The organism is Vibrio sp. YT-19(2023), assembly GCF_033337395.1.
On the sequence record NZ_JAWOQN010000047.1, the window covers coordinates 12,058 to 29,408 of the forward strand.

Here is a 17,351-nt window from a genome sequence, read left to right on the forward strand (position 1 = left end):
TGATAGCAAAAAGGCTTAACCTATGGGTTAAGCCTTTTTTGTTATCGGTCGTTTATGGAAAGCCCTATCGAACTTGCACCAGACTACTATCTAGAGAACTTCTTTAAGCTGACTCATCACGCAGTAACTTGGTACAGCGATTTACTGACCAAGGAAGAACACGCATGGCTTTGCTCGTTTGATTCTTTGAGCAAACACGCCCAGTGCCTTTTGGTACGTTTATACAGCCGAAAGGGATGTTGGTTTCGAAGTGATAAACTGAGTTATCAAGAAATACCTTCTATCAATGAAGCGCTGGCGGAATTGAGTCAACATGAGTTTGTAGCCCTTTCCCCACCCCTTTCTCATCAAGAGTTAGCGGCCAATTTACTGACCAAACCAGAAATCTCTGCGCTTTATCCCGAACTGCCGAAATCACTCAAGAAAGACGCCCTTGTCGAACGTTTGAGTAATGCGGAATTTGATCGTATAGAGAAGCTTGAGTTTACGATCGTCAAACTCAATTCAGCTCATATGATCGACGTGTTGCTCACTCTGTTTTTTGCCAACACCCATCAAGACTTAAGTCAGTTTGTGCTTGATGACTTAGGTTTGCATCAGTTCGAGCAATATCAATTGAGTAAAGTGCGCCGTTTCTTTGATTCACGTGAGCAAATAGACCGTTTAATTGAACTGAGCCAGTTGGCCAACCTGTACTGGCAATTTGACCGAAAAGACAAAGCCAATCTCGACTTATTAATTGAGGCAATGCCTCAGCCCGTTAAACACCGTTACGTAGATCGTAAACGCGAGCACATGTTGAATGACATAGCACGTGATTACGAACGGCTTAATGATCTAGAGACCGCCCTGTCTCTATTTGGCCAAACTCAACTCACACCGAGCCGAGAACGACGCGCACGTATCTATGACAAATTAAACCATGATGATTTATTTGGTGACATTGTCACAGATATGCTTAACTCACCGATCGATGTGTCTGAGCTCGAAGTTGCACAAAAACTTGAGCAACGGTTAAAACGAAAACAAGGCGAGAAAGTGCCAAGAGTGACGAAGCCAACCTGTACGGAATACCGCCTTGAACTGGATTTATCTCAACAGAGAGTCGAACTCGCCAGCAAAGCGTATTTTGAGTCCTTAGGCTGGACTGTATTTTACGCCGAAAATGCACTGCTTAATGCATTACTTGGTCTCACTTTTTGGGATGCGATTTTCGCTCCCATCGAAGGCGCATTCATCAATGCCTATCAACATCGTCCTCTGGATTTGTACCATTCTGATTTTGTTACCAAACGCCAAGCTTTGATAGATGCGACGTTTGATATGTTGGAAACGGGCAATACTTATACGTTGTTAACTAGATACGATGAGAAGTTTGGTATCAGCAATCCATTTGTGCATTGGAGCTTAATAAGTAAAGAGCTACTCGAAATGGCACTCGATACAATCCCAACTAACATGTTGATGGCGCTATTTAAAATACAATTGAGTGACCTAAAGCTTTACCGCAATGGGATGCCTGATCTGATTGCTTTTAAAGGAAACGAGTTCGAATGGATTGAAGTAAAAGGGCCAGGCGATAAACTCCAGGATAACCAATGGCGTTGGATCAAAGAGTTTACTCGCCTTAATGTCCCGTTTGCGGTGTGTTACGTCGCAGCAACTTAACTTACTCTATATAAAGAGCTTGGTGTTTGTTCACTCAAACCGCCCCTCGGTTATCGCCCCTTGCTCTTTTTTCTAAACATTTTTTCGTTTCTTCACGATCGCTTCACGCTTCTTCACACAAAATGCGCTTCTACTCACTAAGTTGATTTGAAGAGGCAAAATAAAATGAACAAAACACTTCTTGCGTTACTTGTTACCTGCTCAGTTTCGGTATCTGCGGCTCCTTATGTAGGTCTGGAATATGGACTAGGCACCACTGACCATGACTTGGAACCTCACTTTTCAGCTGAAAATGTAACACTTAACCCAGAACTTGAGGATGGTATTTTCTCAGGATTTATCGGTTACTCGTTTAATGACAATTGGGCAATTGAGCTAGGTTACAGCCAGTTTGACCTTGATGACGGCCGTTCTAAGGACCTTGGTATCAAGACAATTGATGGCAAAGATTACAATCATGAAATGGATTGGGATTCCTCTATCACAGCCAAACAAGTCTCGCTAGCACCAGTGTTTAGCTATGCATTAAGTGACAAATGGACAACAAAATTCAAAGCGGGTTTAACTTACACACAATACGACGCCAAGGTTGCTCAACATCAAGAATATGAGCTTGTCGTGAATGACGATGTGGAAATAAGCAACACGCTTTTCCATAGCTCAGAGAAAAACAACGAGTTAGGCGCAATGTTCTCTGTGGGCGCGGAATACCAAGTGTTGCCAAAGCTCACCATTGGCGCAAACGCAAAATACCAACTAGACAGCTACGCAAACACTGCATCCTTTAATGTAGGCACAACTTATTACTTCTAATATCAGGAGAGGATAATGAAAAGAGTATTGTTAACATCCATGCTTGCCCTACTTTCAAGCTCGGTTTTCGCCGCGTTTAATGGTCCAGAAGTCAGTGCAATCAATACGGTGAAAGAGGCGCGCAACGCAACCGACGACAGCGCTGTAGTGCTAACCGGGCATATTGTTCAATCATTTGGTAACGAGACTTACTTGTTCAAAGACAACACTGGTGAGATCGACAACGAAGATTGGATGGGTCAAGAAGTGACACCAAAAGATACCGTAATGATTCGAGGAGAGGTTGATTCAGATTGGACAACTACGCAAATAGACGTTGAGACCATTCAAAAACGTTAAGAAGTTGACTAATACCTCAACACAAATAACACAGCCACATTTTAGTGGCTGTGTTACGCAATAATCATGGAAAACGCTCGTTTAGCTAGTCAAGCAAGGGCAATCTTGCGGTACGACTAATCGTATACTCTTAGGCTGAACATCAAATCTAATGGTTCTCGAATGATAAGGTTCTCCATCTAAATTAAGAGGCAATGGATTCGGAAAATCTATCTCCAACCAGCTTGCTTTAGTGTACTTCACAAACTCTCCTTTCTCACTCGGGTTATTGATCTCGTCGATTACTTTAGGCAGCTCATGAGGTAAAAATGGGCGCACCAATGTTAGATCCATCATCCCATCATTAATCATCGCTTTTGGAGCTAACTCTTGCCCACCTCCAGCAAGGCGCCCATTACAAAACGCACCGAGCAACATTTCTCCCTGATACGCGCCACCTTCAATCTTTATTGTTCCGTCATATGGTTTAAAGCCAAGTGCTTTTATAACACCAGTTAACGTGTAAGCTCCGCCGCCAAGAAAGTTTTTGAGTTCAACAGGCGTTTCTGCTGTAACTTCTGCACCAAACCCTGCTGTTGCCACGTTAATAAAGCAGCGATCGTTCGCTTTGACGCAATCGACCAAAGCGGACTGCCCCTCAACAGCAAGAGATAAAGACGCCTTAATGGAATTAGGTACTTGAATAGCGGTAGCAAAGTCATTGGCGGTACCAAGGGGAATAATGGCTAACTCAGGGCGTTTTTCTTTGTCAATTTGAATAATCGCAGAAGCCGCCTCATTGACGGTCCCATCGCCACCAGCGACAACAATACGTTCAATGCCTTCATCAACCGCTTCTTTAACTAGCCGCGGCATGTCTTGAGATTCCCACGTCACACGCACCTGTACGTCGATGCCTTTTTCTCTCATTTTCATGATTGCATCTCTTAACTCTGGATTCCCAGCTTTTTTTCCGTTAAGGATGGCACGTATTGTCTTTTTCATTGCACTTCCTATTGGTTGATGACTTTTCCTGCTTGCTTAATCTGTGAACGCAACCACTGATGGGCGCTGTCGTTTGTGCGACTAGGATGCCAGATTGTGCAAAGCTCATACATTTGTTCATCAAATGGCATTGATAAAGATTTAACATGATAGGTGTTATTGAACAAGTTGATCATCGACTCTGGCATTAAACCAATGTATTCACTACCACAAATAATTGGGAGCATTTCTAGTACGCCCGAGGCTCGATACTTAATCTTTCTCTTATCCAAGTCGACAATGTCATCGGCGTTTAACAAGCTCTTACGACTCTGCCACTGCGAAACCACTACATGTTCTTCTTCAAAAAATTGTTCAGCCGTAATCTCGTCATTCAGGCGTGGATGCGCTTCGCTACATACCACCACCAAACGCTCCGTAAGTACAGTTTCCAGTTTTAACACCGTTCTTGCTCTTGGTGTGATATCAATGATCAAATCGTATCGTTGTAACCGCAGATCACTTTCAAAATCTTCCGTAAAAAGCGGATGTACTTCTAATGCAACATTTGGCGCCGACACACGGATTTGTTTCATGACTTGAGGTAGCAACTCAAAACTTGCAACGGACACACAGGCAATAGAAAACACTCTATTCGACACTTTAGGGTCAAACTCACTAGAGGCCGATAATGTCGAAGTGAAATTTTGTACTGAAGCAAGAAGAGCAGGATAAATATCCATCGCAAACGAGGTAGGCTCGACACCTTTAACGCAACGATGAAACAATGGATCATCGTAGATATCACGTAGCCTTGCTAGCGCTTTACTCACCGCAGGCTGGGTGATGTTTAAACGAGCCGCCGCCCGAGACAAGTTACGCTCTTCATAGATGGCAGTGAAAATGGGAATAAGATTAAGGTCGGTCGGTTTCATGCTATTAAATTTTTCAAAAGTCACTTTCTCTATTTTAATCTAACAGCATGATCGTTCACGCAGCCAAGTGCAATAAATGGGCGGTATCGCTTGTTTTAATGAGTTTTAACTCAATTTTGACGCACTTCATTCACTACATAAACTGGCACCGTAGTGCAACGTAAAGCTTGACTTAGGCTTTGCCTAGGTAAGGGGTAAGAAACTCGCTGACTTCCTCGCCGCATAAACCAGTTTCTACCTCTATACCTGCTTGTTTTAGAATCTCGATACCTCGACCACTGTTGCGCGGGTCGGGGTCCAATATGGCTACGACGACTTTGCTTATGCCGGATTTGACTAATGTCACCGCGCAAGCTGGCGTGCGACCAACAAACGAACACGGTTCCAGCGTAACGTATGCCGTCACCGATTCTAACGAGCCTTGATACGCATTCAGCGCTTCCACTTCCGCGTGATTGCCACCAATCGCTTGAGTATGACCTTCAGAAACGATTTGATTGTCTTTCACTAACACGCAGCCAACCGGCGGGTTGGGTTGACATTCAGGAAGCGCATTTTTGGACACTTCCAATGCGCGGCGCATAAACTCTTGGCTCATTTGAACTCTATTCTCTAATAAAAACGAGGCGCTATATTAGCGCCCCGTTTTATTCATTGCCATCTCTTCCAATGACTTTGTCCAGTTCTGGTAACGCTCGCGGAATACGGAATTTAAAGCGTTTTTGTTTGGTCTGGATTTTGCGCCACATCGACTTCAGTAAATGAGCGCTATTTTCACCATTTTGCATTCGCGACGCACTTTTTTGCCACGATTCACTCGTATCGGCTTTGGTCATTTCTAGCTCGGCCGTATTTAAACGCAATTGTTTGTACAATATGGTCCTTGCTTCAGACCAACGTTTAGCCTTTAACAAACGGTGGAACGTCAGCCATGCTGGTGTCGGTCTGTTGCGGTAGTAACGTTTAATGGCTACCAATGAAATAATCACAAAACCCAGCAACACAAGCGTGGAAACAATCCATTCAAAGTACGTTCTGATGAAGGACTTCAACGTGTGCTTCGCGGCAAAAGTTTTGCCCTCTAACATCACCGTTTCCACTTGCTGAGTCTTACTGTTCCACCAACGAAACTCATAATCAGGCAGGGTTAATTCACCACCTTGTTGAATCACGTACACGCTCTCTTCTGTGCGTGTTGACTGGTAGTCACCACGTGTTTGCGTATCTGTAAGACGGTGCGGTTGAGGATACGCTTGGTAACGGGTTGTTGATTCTCCTTTCAACAAGTCTGGTAGCAACACAGATAGCGAATCATGAGCCAAAATGGTGATTTTACGCGTGATTGCATCCCCAACTTTGAGTGACTCAGTGGAGGTTTCCCACTCTTGTTTTACGTCTACGTGCGTTGCAGAAAACCAAGGCGTATCACCGCTCAACAATCCCGATGGCAAGACAGTTTTGAACTTAATCGGCTGCGTGTAAAGTGTGCCTGACACCTTCTCGCCGTCCGGCGCCGACACCTGAACGCCCACTGCGACAGGTGGAATCACAAAATCACCAGAAGCTTGAGGATACAAAGTCACTTCCCAGCGTTGACGCGACCAAGTTTGTCCCTCTTTTTGCTCAGTAAAGTTGGTTGCTAGTTGATTACGCTGTTTGGCGATAACATTGGGTATTTCAATATTGCCAATTCTCGTACCACCCGTAAACCAACGCGGCGTTGCCACTTCGATGGTTAAAATAACTTGCTCATTGACGCTAAAACTTGGTGTTTTACGCTTCTCTCCAGCCGTTGGTTGTTTACCAACCCACGCTTGTAACTCAACACCATGCTCTCGTTGAACGTCACGAATATCTTGAGCCAACACACTACTGCTCAGGAGGAAACCGAAACAGATAACTAACCACAAGGGTAAAGCAAAGGGCGTAAAACGGTGGCTTTTCATCATTGCACCGCCTCCTCTGTATTTTCGTTCGCAGTAGAAGTTGATTCTCCGGTTTCTATTGAACGCAATTGAATCTGAAACTTCGCATTTAAGAAGTATTTAGGATCCGCTTCGACTCGCTTTAACCATTTGTCGGCTAATTCTTGGCTACCTAAGATGTCGTCTGCACTTAACGTCTCTTTAATCATCAACTCCGCTGACGTTTTTTCATCCGCCCCTTCTGCGGTTTGAGGGTTATCGCCTAGCTCGGTTGATGCTTCTTGCTCCGTTCCTGCCTGACTCTCACTCATCCGGTTGATGTCCTCTACAATACCACCAATCACTTTCAAGTTATGCTCAACATCCGGTCTTAGCCTCTCGCTTAACGTTGGCTTGTTGGCTAGGGATTTTAACAAGTCACGTGCAGCCAAATATTCACGCTGACGCGCCAATGCACTCGCCGCATTATAAAGACCGTAATCTCGAACCTCTTCGGACGGGTCGTTTTGCATTTCCAAAAACGCACTGTGGGCGAGTTCAAACTCGCTAGCGTAGTAGTACGCCGTCCCTTTGCGTAATGGATCGACAAAGTGTTTCGCGGCTTCTAAATACGCTTGTTGGTTGAACAAACGCTGTCCTTGTTGATCTGGCGTTAGCCACAAATCCCACCACCATTGCGTCACCTTGTCGAAAGCCGTCACTTTTTGCACAACTTGTGGCTGCTCGGCTTTAACTGAAATGTTCTCGGCCAATGCACTTGTTGGCATCAATAACGTGCCGCTCACCATTACAATCACGCACCACTGCACTAACCACCCTTTTCTAAACCACAGCATCATGATCAGCGCGATTGGGAACAGAAGTTGATACCCCATGTCTTTCCAAGGCATTGAAGATTCGCCATTAAGCTGCATATTGCGCTCAACGTATCGATTCAGTTGCTCGATATCACTATTATCGACGGTCACTTCCACCAATCGACCGTTAGTCTGACTAGCCAGTTTTTGTAGAGAATCCAAATGCATTGGGTTGTTACTCACAATGTCAGCATTCCCTGCCGCAAGAATTAACAGTTGATAAGGTTTGCCCGAGAAATACGCTTGGTATTGCTCAATCGTGGCTGGATTAACGCCATCACTCACCAACAGAACAATGGAGCCTGGTTGACCTTGCAATTGTTGGTCAATTAACGGCAATGCTTTTTCGGCAAGCTTACCTTGCACGGGCATAATTTCTGGCGTAATGGCCGCCAAAAACGGGTCAAATACTTTGCTGTCTTGAGTTATAGGCATCGCGACATGAGCACTGCCCGCGAACACGACTAAACCCGTTTTTCCGCCTTTTCGCGCGGCTAGCAAATCGCGTATTTTCTGTTTGGAACGCTCAAGGCGGCTTGGTGGGAGATCTTTTTGCAGCATCGAGTCGCTGTTATCAAGCACCACAAGCATAGAGGCTTTATCTTCGCCAAAGGGGGAAGATTCACGTTGCCACGTTGGGCCTGCACAAATCACAATGGCGATGAACACAATCAGCATCAAGAGCTTAAGCGGCAGTTGCTTACGCCAGCCTCGCTCACCTATCGTCAAAGCATTGCGTAAATGTTCGGGCAGAATATCCTTCCAGCTTGGCTTGCTTTCTTCTCGCCAGCGTAACCACACCAAGAAAAACATGGGGATCAAAGCCAGTAACCACAGTGGTCGAATAAAATGAAACTGCGTAAAGAATTGCGTCCAACTAAGAGAATCAAACATCGCTCTCTCCTAATGATGATCGTGTAACAGCCCTTCTTTTGAGTGTTGCGACGCTGAACGCGAGCAAATGCATGATGACCACTAACGCCATCAAGTAATGGTGAAGGCTTTGTTTTGGGCGGTATGTGGTGCTTTCGTAAAGTTGAGGTTCCAGTTTGCCAATTTCGTCGTAGGCAGCCGATAGTTCATCACGGTTGAGTGCTTCAAACGCTTCACCGCCGGATTCTTTCGCAATGCGATGAATCGTGTCCATATCCAACGCGGTTTCACCTATCGTTTCCGGATCACCCATCGCAATCACGTGCACTCTCACGCCTTTGGCTTTCGCAACTTTCGCCGCATCAATCGGTTCAACAAAACTGCCCGTGTCGTTACCATCGGTTAATACAATCGCGACTTTTTCACGGTTTTGGTCTTGTTCTAAAGCACCACGCGACTTATCGCTTTGCTCAAAAACTTTAATCGCTAAGCCAATCGCATCACCAAGATGGGTACTCTGCCCTGCCATTGCCACATCGGTTTGGTTAAGCAGTTCGAGCCACACTTTTTGGTCTGCGGTAAATGGCGTTTGCACGAAAGCAGCATCACCAAAAAGCACCAAGCCTAATCGGTCACCTTTACGAGACTGAACAAACTCCGACAGCACTTCTTTTGCCGCATCAAGACGAGAAATTTTTTCGCCTGTACGTGAGGTGAAATCTGGCTCGGCCATGGAGCCCGAAAGATCCACCACCACCATCACATCGCGACCTAAACTCTCGCGAACTTGAGGCTCGCCTAACACGGTGGGTTTTGCCATCGCACACACCACCAAAAGCCATGAGAGAATTAACGTTGCTCGTTGCCACCAACTCGGGGTCAACTGGCTTGCACCTTCTGATGGCGTCTCGCCAATCGCTTCCACCAGCTGACTAAAAAACGGCACTTTGATCGCCATTTGCTTAGTGCGATATGCAGGCACCAAGTAGTACACCACCAACGGCAAGGGCAAAACCAGAAACCACATTGGGTGAGCAAATTCAAAACCAGACAAACCAGTTATCGATGCAAGAAGATCATTCATGTTGACCTCCCTGATGTGCTTTGCGTTTCAATCGTGGTGATTTATTTGCCGCGCTTTTTTGAGCATCACAACGGTGCTCACTCACCCAGTTTTTCGCACGAGCAATAAGCGTTACTCGCTCTTCGTTGGTTAGCGTAACGCTTGGGTCAACAATACTTTGTAGCCAGCACTTTGAAAGCTCATCGTTAAAAACCATTTGCGAGTTTGCTTGAGAGTCTCTGGTTTGCGGATACAGCGCATCGAGCTTGCGCAGAAAGGCGGTATCAAACAATTTCGCGTTGCGGCTATCAATATGAATCAGCACTATTTTAAGCACAGAGAACAATACTTTTGGCATGTCTTTGTCGCTCGGGTTGATTTGCGAAATCGCCAGTAGAGCTTCTTTTCGGTAACGATTATGCCACCATTGCCGAGCCAAGCGATATGCGAAATATACCAATGCAATGAACGCAACCGCCGCTAAAATTTTCCAGCCAATAGTTTGCGGGTACCAACTCACGCTAGATGGTACGGCCACATCATGCAGCTCTCTGAGTATGTAGGTACTTGGAGGCGTAGGAAGATCACTCATTTAACGCCCTCCTACCAGTTTTTGGAATTGTTTAATGTGCTCACCTGTCGTATCGAGTTCGATGTGCGGAAGGTGTTTCATCGCCATAAGTTGAGAGAGTGATTGACGCTGTAAGCTAGTTCGAGCCTCAAGCTTTGCGCTCGCAGCTTCTACCTTTGCTTTGCTGTCTAAATTGAGTTGATACTGCCCGTCACCAACCACCCATTTCGATTTTGCCAAATCGTCTGGTAGCGCTTGTTCTAATGGGTCACTGACCATCACTGCAAGAACATCGTTGTGCTGTTGTAGCTGTTTAAGGTGATCAAGGTGGTGCTCCTCGCAGTCGCTCCAGTCGCTGATAAAAATCAAAGTGGATTGCTTGAGCTTCATGCGCTTAATGAGCTCAATCCATTGACTGAACGTTACTTTTTCGGAATTGCGGGAGTCCACATTGAGCGATTGATTGGCTTTAGCGAGACGCTTAAGCTGCGCCAGAAGATCGTTTTGCGAACGCTGTGCCTTGCTGTGAAACAACGCTTGCTGGGATGCGATGACAAAACCGACTCGGTCGCCATCTTTTAATACTCGCCACCCACACATCGCTGCGATCTCTGCCGCGACAACCGATTTCATTACTTGCGTCGAAGCAAAGAACATTGTACTTCTCTGGTCGACACACACGATTACGTTGCGATCTTTTTCTTCTGTATAACTGCGTACGTGCGGCTTACCTGTACGCATCGTAACTCTCCAATCAAGGTTACGAATATCGTCACCCAATTGGTAATGGCGCAGCTCTTCGAAGTTCAATCCACGACCGCGAAACAACGAATTGTGTCGGCCAGAGAGTACGCTACCCGCCTTTAGGTGAGGAAGTAAACTGAATGATTCTGCTTGTGCTTGCAAGCGTACTAAACGAGCGTAATCGCAGGACAAACGGGGATCCATCCCCTGTGATTTTGGCGCAAGAGTTGGCTTAGCCATAATGCCTCCCACTTACCCAATTTCTACACAATCTAGCAGCTCTTGTACGACTCGTTGATGATCGACCCCGTCTGCTAGTGCATCGTAGGTCAAAGAAAAACGGTGGCCCAATACAGACGGAACCATGGCACGCACATCGTCAGGAGTCACATGGTCACGTCCTTGCATCCACGCATACGCACGAGCGCATTTGTCGAGTGCGATGGAAGCACGAGGACTAGAGCCAATCTCAATCCATTTTGCTAAGTTTGAATCGGCATAACGCTCTGGCTTACGAGTCGCCATCACTAACGCAACGATGTAGTTTTCCACTAGGTCTGATACCACGATGTTTGGTAACTGACGACGCGCTTCTAGCACCACGTCTGGCTCGATGTGTTTTGGCGTAATAATTTCGCTGCTGGTTTCCGCACCCAATTCTTCACTGCGCACCAAACGAATGATGTCACGTTCTGCATCATCTTCTGGATAATCGACGGTAACCTTCATGATAAAGCGGTCCATTTGCGCTTCTGGCAGCGGGTACGTGCCCTCTTGCTCTACAGGGTTTTGCGTTGCAAGCACCATAAATAAGTCTGGCAATACGTGAGTTTTATCGCCTACCGTGATTGTGCCTTCGGCCATGGCTTCAAGTAGTGCCGCTTGTACTTTGGCTGGTGCACGGTTGACCTCATCAGCGAGTACAATGCTGTTAAAAATTGGCCCTGGTTGAAAGTGGAGTTGCGGCTTACCTTCCAGCTCTTGATAAACCTCAGTGCCCGTCACGTCAGATGGTAAAAGATCCGGCGTAAACTGGATTCGACCAAAACTGGTGTTTAACAAGTTCGCCAAGGATTTTACGGAACGTGTTTTTGCCGTTCCCGGTAAACCTTCTAGCAGAATGTGCCCGTTCGTTAATAACCCGATAACTAAAGCTCGAACTACGTGGCTTTGTCCAATAACGCTTTTTTCTGCTTGTTCGATGAGTTCATTTATCGCTTGTTGTGCGTGATTCATAGGGTACCTTTTCAATGGTTTAAGCCGCCTTTTTCAATAGTTAAGTACAGGAACAAATAAAATAACTTGAGGTTATATTTGCTATATTATTTTTGCGGCTCGTCAGACTGGAGGAGCTGTGCAAGACCAACCAACATTGGTAACGCATAATCGAAGAACATTTTGATTCCCACACACAGGTAGTTTAGACCACTCTCACCATTCGGCGTTTTGATCAAACGGTTTTTTGGGCACTCACCCCGACAATAAGGCAAGTAAGGGCATTGCTTACAATACGTCGGCAATGAATCGCGTTTTGCCATGCCAAAAGTATATTGTCTTGTAGAGAAGGCCATTTCATTCAGTGAGTGTTCATGAATGTTGGCGAGTTTGTATTCTGGATACACATAGTGGTCGCAACTGAACACGTCGCCATTGTGCTCAATCGCCAAGCCTTTGCCACAAAACTCCGCCGTCAAGCAAAGCTGAGACGGTTTCCCCATTACTTGCGCTACCACGGTTTCAAACAGATTAACCAGCACACGGCCAAGATCGTTATTCACCCACTCTTCAAAGGTCGCCATTAAAAAGCGTCCCCAGTCTTCAGGATCGACTGACCAATCCGTTACAACAGACATAGGATGCCCCGGTTTAGCCAGATCACTTCCTTTAGTTGGGATCATCTGTTCGTTCCAAAACTGCGGCGCGGTTGTTTGGAAGTTGTTGGCTTCTACCACCGGCGCAAACTGAATATAAGTCACACCCAATTCTTGGGTTAAAAATCGATATACTTCGAGCGGGTATTTCGCATTGTGACGATTCACCGTGACCAACGCGTTGAATTTCACGCCATGCGCTTTGAGCTTATCTACCGCTTTCATCACGAGATCAAACGTTGGCTTACCGCTGCGGGTTTTGCGATATTTGTCGTGCAGCTCTCGTGGTCCATCAATCGACAAGCCAACTAGGAAGTTGTGCTCTTTTAAAAACGCACACCACTCATCGTTTAGCAAAATGCCGTTGGTCTGAAGGTCGTTTTCAATGCGAACGCCTTTCGGCTGATATTTCTTTTGCAAAGCTACGACATTGCGGAAATAGTCCAACCCAAGCAGCGTCGGCTCCCCGCCCTGCCATGAGAATACAATTTCTTCGCCATCCTGACTTTCGATATAGCTTTTCACGAACGCTTCCAGTGTTGCGTCGTCCATTTTTGGCTGCTTTTCTTGGTGCAGTAGATTTTCTTTATGCAGATAAAAGCAGTACTGACAATCGATGTTGCACTTTGCTCCGCCTGGCTTCGCCATCACATGGAATCGACGGTCATACGCGCCCAGAACCGGCGCTTTAGACGCCGTTTTAAGAGGAACAATAGGCATAGTAGTAGAATGGCGAGGGGAAATCTTACTCATACGTTTCTCACTATTACATATACCCAAATAACCTCGTGAGCGCTGTACAGCAAAAGTGAAGCTATTTGGGTATATAGCGCTCCAAAAAGCGCTATATAATCTTAATTTACTTAGAAGACTTAGGTACGAACGAACCTGCTTCCATACGAGGAGGGAATTCTTTGAATGTACCCATCACCTCTTTCACTGTATCCATTGCTGGCATCATTAAGAATGAACGCTCGTACATCCAACGAGAATAACCCATGCCTTGATCGCCTCGTTCAAATGGATCAATGCTCAAGTCAAAGATCAGTGGCACACGAAGTTTAGTGAACGGCTTACGCCATACATCCATACCCGTTTCATTCTCTTGAATCATAAAGTGGAACTTGTACTTTCCTTGGCGCAATGCCACAAGATCGCCGTCGTCGCTCCAGTAAACGAACTCATTTCGTGCGGATTTGTCTGACTTACCCGTTAAATATGGCAATTGGTTGTAACCGTCTAGGTGAACTTTGTAGTCCATATCGCCAACTTTTTTGCCTTTTAGCAGTTCGTCTTTAACTTTGGTATCACCTGCCGCAGCAACTAGTGTCGGGAAAAAGTCCTCTAATGACATCATGCCGTTGAATGTTTTACCTGCCTCAATTTTTCCAGGCCATTTAATCAACATTGGCACACGGAAACTCCCTTCCCAGCCAGTGTTTTTCTCGGAGCGGAACGGTGTCATCCCTGCATCCGGCCACAAATCCACCATAGGGCCGTTGTCAGTGGTGTAAACAATGATTGTATTGTCATCCACACCTAACTCTTTGATCTTGTTAAGTAGCTGACCGATTTGATCATCGTGCTGCTTAACACCATCCGCGTAGAAACCGGCACCTGTTTTACCTTGGTATTCTTCAGGAACATGCGTGAAGTTGTGCATGCGAGTGGTGTTAAACCAAGTAAAGAACGGCTTGTCCGCTTTTACTTGTTTTTCTATGAAGCTCTCAGCGGCATCAAGAAACTCACCATCAACATTTTCCATACGCTTACGCGTTAGTGGACCGGTATCTTCGATTTTGCCATCAGCGTAAGAATGGATAACGCCACGAGGGCCAAATTTCTTCTTGAACTCCGGATCTTTAGGGTAATCCACGTTCTCTGGCTCTTCTTCTGCGTTCAAGTGGTATAGGTTGCCGAAGAATTCATCAAAACCGTGGTTGGTAGGAAGATGCTCGTCTCGGTCACCTAAATGGTTCTTACCAAATTGTCCGGTTGCGTAACCCATTTGCTTAAGCACGGTTGCAATCGTCGGATCTTTTTCCGAGATACCTTCCGGAGCGCCTGGTAAGCCCACTTTTGATAGACCTGTACGTTTTGGCATTTGACCAGTGATGAATGCAGAACGGCCTGCTGTCGAGCTTTGCTGCGCGTAGAAGTTAGTGAACTTCGCACCTTCTTTAGCAATGCTATCAATGTTTGGCGTGTTGTACGCCATCATGCCTTGGTTGTAGGTACTAAGGTTCCAGTAACCAACATCATCACCAAAGATGACAAGAATGTTGGGTTTGTCCGCTGCATGTGCAACTGCAGATGCAGCGCCCAAAGCTAACGTACATGCGTTAAGTACGAGTTTTTTACTGCTCGTTTTGGTCGCATTTTTCATATTATCTCCAAGAGTTCGCTAGTGCGTAAAAATGGTATTCGCTTTTCAATACCATTGTTGATATAAGATAAAGCACTAGTTTCAGGCGATAAATGCAGTCAAAATTAGTTAACCTATAAATTAAATTTATGAGTGACGTTATGGACTTGAATTTGATCCAAACTTTTCTTGTTGTTGCGGAGTTTCAATCTTATACAAAAGCCGCGGAACAATTGGGGCTTACTCAACCTGCTGTGAGCGCTGCAATAAAGCGTTTAGAGCAAGTCGTCGATAAGCAATTATTCGTTAAAAAAGGACGAGGTATCGCACTAACCTCCACCGCTTATCAATTACTGCCGCAATTCCAGCAAGCGGTTAATATTATTGACAATGCGATATCTGATAGAAATCATTTTGAAGTGTGTTGTTCGGAAATTTTGCTGCACATTATGGATCCGATAAAGAACACTATTTTTTATGAATCACCACCCGAAAAATTCCTACTATTTGAGCTGTTAAGACAACAAAAAGTCGATCTAGTAATCGATACGGTGATCACGAAAGATGCAGCATTTATTATTGAAGATGCCTATGAAGAAGAAGCAGTGGTTATCTGTCGTGAGAACCACCCTCGTGTGCAAGGCACGCTCACAAAAGAGCAATTTTATGAGGAAACTCACTGTTTATTTTCAGGAAAGTGGAACAACATGTCGGGGTTCGAGCAACTAGCAAAGGAAACGATTCAAGAAAGAAAAGTCGACTTGATCACATCTTCGCTAGCGGGCATGGCGCTGTATGTCGCCCAAAGAGACAGTTTAGGGATCGTGTCTCAATCTTTTGCAAACAAGTGGAGCAAAGCGCTCAAACTTCAAATTTTGCCCTGCCCCATTTCGATACGCTCTATCCCTTACAAGTTCGTCTACCATAAGCGAGAAGTAAACAACCCAGCCCACATCGCTCTACGTGAAAAAATCAAAATATGCTTAACAACAGCACATTACGAGCCTATCTCTCTGTAGTTCTGGCGCTAAAAGTAATCTAGAAATAAAAAAGAGGCTCCTATAGGAGCCTCATGTAACGTTTCTTATCGTGTTATTCGTTATGGCTTTCTTGAAGCTTTTCCATAACTTGGTCGAGAGAGAAACTCGCAGCTTTTTGCCTTGGAGGGTACTCTTTGAACGTTTCAAGGAATTTACCCACGTAAGCCTGGGCTGGTACCAACATATACAATCTATCTATCATCCAATCATAATAGGTATTCGAGGTAATATCCGCTACTTCATACGGGTCCATACGCAAGTTGAAGATCTTAGGTACTCGCAGAGTCGTAAATGGTTCAGACCAAATACGTAAGGTTCCTTTTGCGCGTTGCTCCATGAAGACCAACTTCCAGTTATTGTAGCGGAGAGCAGTTAAATCACCATCGTCCGAAAAATAAAAGATCTCCTCACGAGGACCTTTCTCCTCTTTACCCGTTAGGTAAGGTAAGAAGTTGTAACCATCGAGATGCAACTTGTAGGTTCTATCACCCGCCTTGTATCCATCAAGTAGCTTTTCTTTGATTTTATTATCACCGGCAGCCGCTACGAAAGTTGGTAACCAATCCATGTGATGCATAATTTCATTGGAAACCGAACCTGGTTTAATTTTTCCTGGCCAACGTACCATCGCAGGAACTCGGTACGCACCTTCCCAGTTAGTATTTTTCTCACCACGGAAAGGAGTTAAACCAGCATCCGGCCAAGTATTCATGTGAGGACCATTATCGGTGGAGTAAAAGACGATGGTGTTGTCTTTTATACCCAAATCATCCACTTTTTTCAGTAGTTGACCGACGTGATTATCATGCTCGACCATACCATCCGCATACTCGCTAATACCAGTTTTACCTGAATTGTCGTCTTTAACGTGGGTACGGAAGTGCATACGAGTTGCGTTCCACCAAACAAAGAAAGGCTTGTCAGCTTTCACTGAACGATCAATGAAATCAAGGGCCGCATCTAACGTTTCTTCATCCACAGTTTCCATACGTTTACGAGTTAATGGCCCTGTATCTTCAATTTTACCGTCAGCAAATGACTTGATTACGCCTCTTGGTCCAAATTTTTTACGAAATTCAGGATCTTTAGGATAATCGACGTTTTCTGGTTCCTCCTCGGCGTTCAAGTGATAAAGGTTGCCAAAAAATTCATCGAAGCCGTGATTAGTAGGAAGGTGTTCATCTTTATCACCTAAGTGGTTTTTACCAAACTGTCCAGTAGCGTAACCTAAAGGTTTGAGCATCTCCGCGGCTTTGTTGCTTAATTCGATGAGAAGACATGGTAGCCCCATGTTGTTCAGTTCTTAAACAACATACTGAGTTTC

At 45.3% G+C, this 17,351-nt stretch carries 15 protein-coding genes and 1 pseudogene; 4 read left to right on the forward strand and 12 right to left on the reverse strand.

Features of this window, described 5'->3' with window-relative positions:
* The first annotated feature begins 54 nt into the window (after positions 1-54).
* The 3 genes from R7E78_RS22240 (at position 55) to R7E78_RS22250 (ending at position 2,820) form a co-directional block, all read left to right on the forward strand.
* On the forward strand, positions 55-1,668 hold the full coding sequence (locus tag R7E78_RS22240) for a VRR-NUC domain-containing protein (protein WP_115386607.1): 1,614 nt from the start codon (positions 55-57) through the stop codon (positions 1,666-1,668).
* Between the two features lie 165 nt (positions 1,669-1,833).
* Positions 1,834-2,481, forward strand: a complete 648-nt coding sequence (locus tag R7E78_RS22245) for an AcfA family outer membrane beta-barrel protein (protein ID WP_025767850.1) — start codon at positions 1,834-1,836, stop codon at positions 2,479-2,481.
* A gap of 15 nt (positions 2,482-2,496) precedes the next feature.
* On the forward strand, positions 2,497-2,820 hold the full coding sequence (locus R7E78_RS22250) for a NirD/YgiW/YdeI family stress tolerance protein (protein ID WP_318058248.1): 324 nt from the start codon (positions 2,497-2,499) through the stop codon (positions 2,818-2,820).
* An 81-nt stretch (positions 2,821-2,901) separates the two neighbouring features.
* On the opposite strand, the gene yegS is transcribed toward R7E78_RS22250, so the two are convergent.
* The 11 genes from yegS to R7E78_RS22305 form a co-directional block, all read right to left on the reverse strand.
* A complete protein-coding gene (gene yegS / locus R7E78_RS22255) occupies positions 2,902-3,804 on the reverse strand; it encodes a lipid kinase YegS (RefSeq protein WP_005376540.1) in 903 nt (300 codons plus the stop codon).
* 8 nt (positions 3,805-3,812) lie between these two features.
* Positions 3,813-4,718, reverse strand: coding sequence for a LysR family transcriptional regulator (locus tag R7E78_RS22260; RefSeq protein ID WP_005376541.1), 906 nt, complete (start codon positions 4,716-4,718; stop codon positions 3,813-3,815).
* Positions 4,719-4,890: 172 nt separating this feature from the next.
* On the reverse strand, positions 4,891-5,316 hold the full coding sequence (locus R7E78_RS22265) for a bifunctional diaminohydroxyphosphoribosylaminopyrimidine deaminase/5-amino-6-(5-phosphoribosylamino)uracil reductase RibD (protein ID WP_005376542.1): 426 nt from the start codon (positions 5,314-5,316) through the stop codon (positions 4,891-4,893).
* Between the two features lie 49 nt (positions 5,317-5,365).
* Positions 5,366-6,667 (reverse strand): BatD family protein, encoded by a 1,302-nt coding sequence (locus R7E78_RS22270; RefSeq protein ID WP_318058249.1) that lies wholly within the window; start codon positions 6,665-6,667, stop codon positions 5,366-5,368.
* Positions 6,664-8,394, reverse strand: a complete 1,731-nt coding sequence (locus tag R7E78_RS22275; protein ID WP_318058250.1) for a vWA domain-containing protein — start codon at positions 8,392-8,394, stop codon at positions 6,664-6,666. Before R7E78_RS22275 ends, R7E78_RS22270 begins: the two co-directional genes overlap by 4 nt.
* Positions 8,387-9,457, reverse strand: a complete 1,071-nt coding sequence (locus R7E78_RS22280) for a vWA domain-containing protein (protein WP_025767855.1) — start codon at positions 9,455-9,457, stop codon at positions 8,387-8,389. Before R7E78_RS22280 ends, R7E78_RS22275 begins: the two co-directional genes overlap by 8 nt.
* Entirely contained in the window at positions 9,450-10,028 is a 579-nt protein-coding gene (locus R7E78_RS22285) for a DUF4381 domain-containing protein (RefSeq protein WP_017635361.1), read from the reverse strand. The genes R7E78_RS22280 and R7E78_RS22285 overlap by 8 nt, the downstream gene beginning before the upstream one ends.
* Positions 10,029-10,991, reverse strand: coding sequence for a DUF58 domain-containing protein (locus R7E78_RS22290; protein ID WP_318058251.1), 963 nt, complete (start codon positions 10,989-10,991; stop codon positions 10,029-10,031).
* Positions 10,992-11,003: 12 nt separating this feature from the next.
* Positions 11,004-11,987, reverse strand: coding sequence for a MoxR family ATPase (locus tag R7E78_RS22295; RefSeq protein ID WP_318058252.1), 984 nt, complete (start codon positions 11,985-11,987; stop codon positions 11,004-11,006).
* Between the two features lie 86 nt (positions 11,988-12,073).
* Complete coding sequence (locus tag R7E78_RS22300) at positions 12,074-13,375, reverse strand: anaerobic sulfatase maturase (RefSeq protein ID WP_318058253.1); 1,302 nt, start codon at positions 13,373-13,375, stop codon at positions 12,074-12,076.
* Between the two features lie 106 nt (positions 13,376-13,481).
* On the reverse strand, positions 13,482-15,008 hold the full coding sequence (locus R7E78_RS22305; protein ID WP_017635363.1) for an arylsulfatase: 1,527 nt from the start codon (positions 15,006-15,008) through the stop codon (positions 13,482-13,484).
* 140 nt (positions 15,009-15,148) lie between these two features.
* On the opposite strand from R7E78_RS22305, the gene R7E78_RS22310 reads away from it, so the two are divergent.
* A complete protein-coding gene (locus R7E78_RS22310) occupies positions 15,149-16,006 on the forward strand; it encodes a LysR family transcriptional regulator (protein ID WP_207220439.1) in 858 nt (285 codons plus the stop codon).
* Positions 16,007-16,079: 73 nt separating this feature from the next.
* Here the strand turns inward: R7E78_RS22310 and R7E78_RS22315 are convergent.
* Positions 16,080-17,327 (reverse strand): annotated as a pseudogene (locus R7E78_RS22315) (arylsulfatase); the annotation flags it as partial.
* Between the last annotated feature and the right edge of the window lie 24 nt (positions 17,328-17,351).

Excerpts from the sequence above, each read along its gene's own strand:
- R7E78_RS22240 (WP_115386607.1), top strand. The coding sequence starts at position 55 with ATGGAAAGCCCTATCGAACTTGCACCAGACTACTATCTAGAGAACTTC.
- R7E78_RS22245 (WP_025767850.1), top strand. The coding sequence starts at position 1,834 with ATGAACAAAACACTTCTTGCGTTACTTGTTACCTGCTCAGTTTCGGTA.
- R7E78_RS22250 (WP_318058248.1), top strand. The coding sequence starts at position 2,497 with ATGAAAAGAGTATTGTTAACATCCATGCTTGCCCTACTTTCAAGCTCG.
- yegS (WP_005376540.1), bottom strand. The coding sequence starts at position 3,804 with ATGAAAAAGACAATACGTGCCATCCTTAACGGAAAAAAAGCTGGGAAT.
- R7E78_RS22260 (WP_005376541.1), bottom strand. The coding sequence starts at position 4,718 with ATGAAACCGACCGACCTTAATCTTATTCCCATTTTCACTGCCATCTAT.
- R7E78_RS22265 (WP_005376542.1), bottom strand. The coding sequence starts at position 5,316 with ATGAGCCAAGAGTTTATGCGCCGCGCATTGGAAGTGTCCAAAAATGCG.
- R7E78_RS22270 (WP_318058249.1), bottom strand. The coding sequence starts at position 6,667 with ATGATGAAAAGCCACCGTTTTACGCCCTTTGCTTTACCCTTGTGGTTA.
- R7E78_RS22275 (WP_318058250.1), bottom strand. The coding sequence starts at position 8,394 with ATGTTTGATTCTCTTAGTTGGACGCAATTCTTTACGCAGTTTCATTTT.
- R7E78_RS22280 (WP_025767855.1), bottom strand. The coding sequence starts at position 9,457 with ATGAATGATCTTCTTGCATCGATAACTGGTTTGTCTGGTTTTGAATTT.
- R7E78_RS22285 (WP_017635361.1), bottom strand. The coding sequence starts at position 10,028 with ATGAGTGATCTTCCTACGCCTCCAAGTACCTACATACTCAGAGAGCTG.
- R7E78_RS22290 (WP_318058251.1), bottom strand. The coding sequence starts at position 10,991 with ATGGCTAAGCCAACTCTTGCGCCAAAATCACAGGGGATGGATCCCCGT.
- R7E78_RS22295 (WP_318058252.1), bottom strand. The coding sequence starts at position 11,987 with ATGAATCACGCACAACAAGCGATAAATGAACTCATCGAACAAGCAGAA.
- R7E78_RS22300 (WP_318058253.1), bottom strand. The coding sequence starts at position 13,375 with ATGAGTAAGATTTCCCCTCGCCATTCTACTACTATGCCTATTGTTCCT.
- R7E78_RS22305 (WP_017635363.1), bottom strand. The coding sequence starts at position 15,008 with ATGAAAAATGCGACCAAAACGAGCAGTAAAAAACTCGTACTTAACGCA.
- R7E78_RS22310 (WP_207220439.1), top strand. The coding sequence starts at position 15,149 with ATGGACTTGAATTTGATCCAAACTTTTCTTGTTGTTGCGGAGTTTCAA.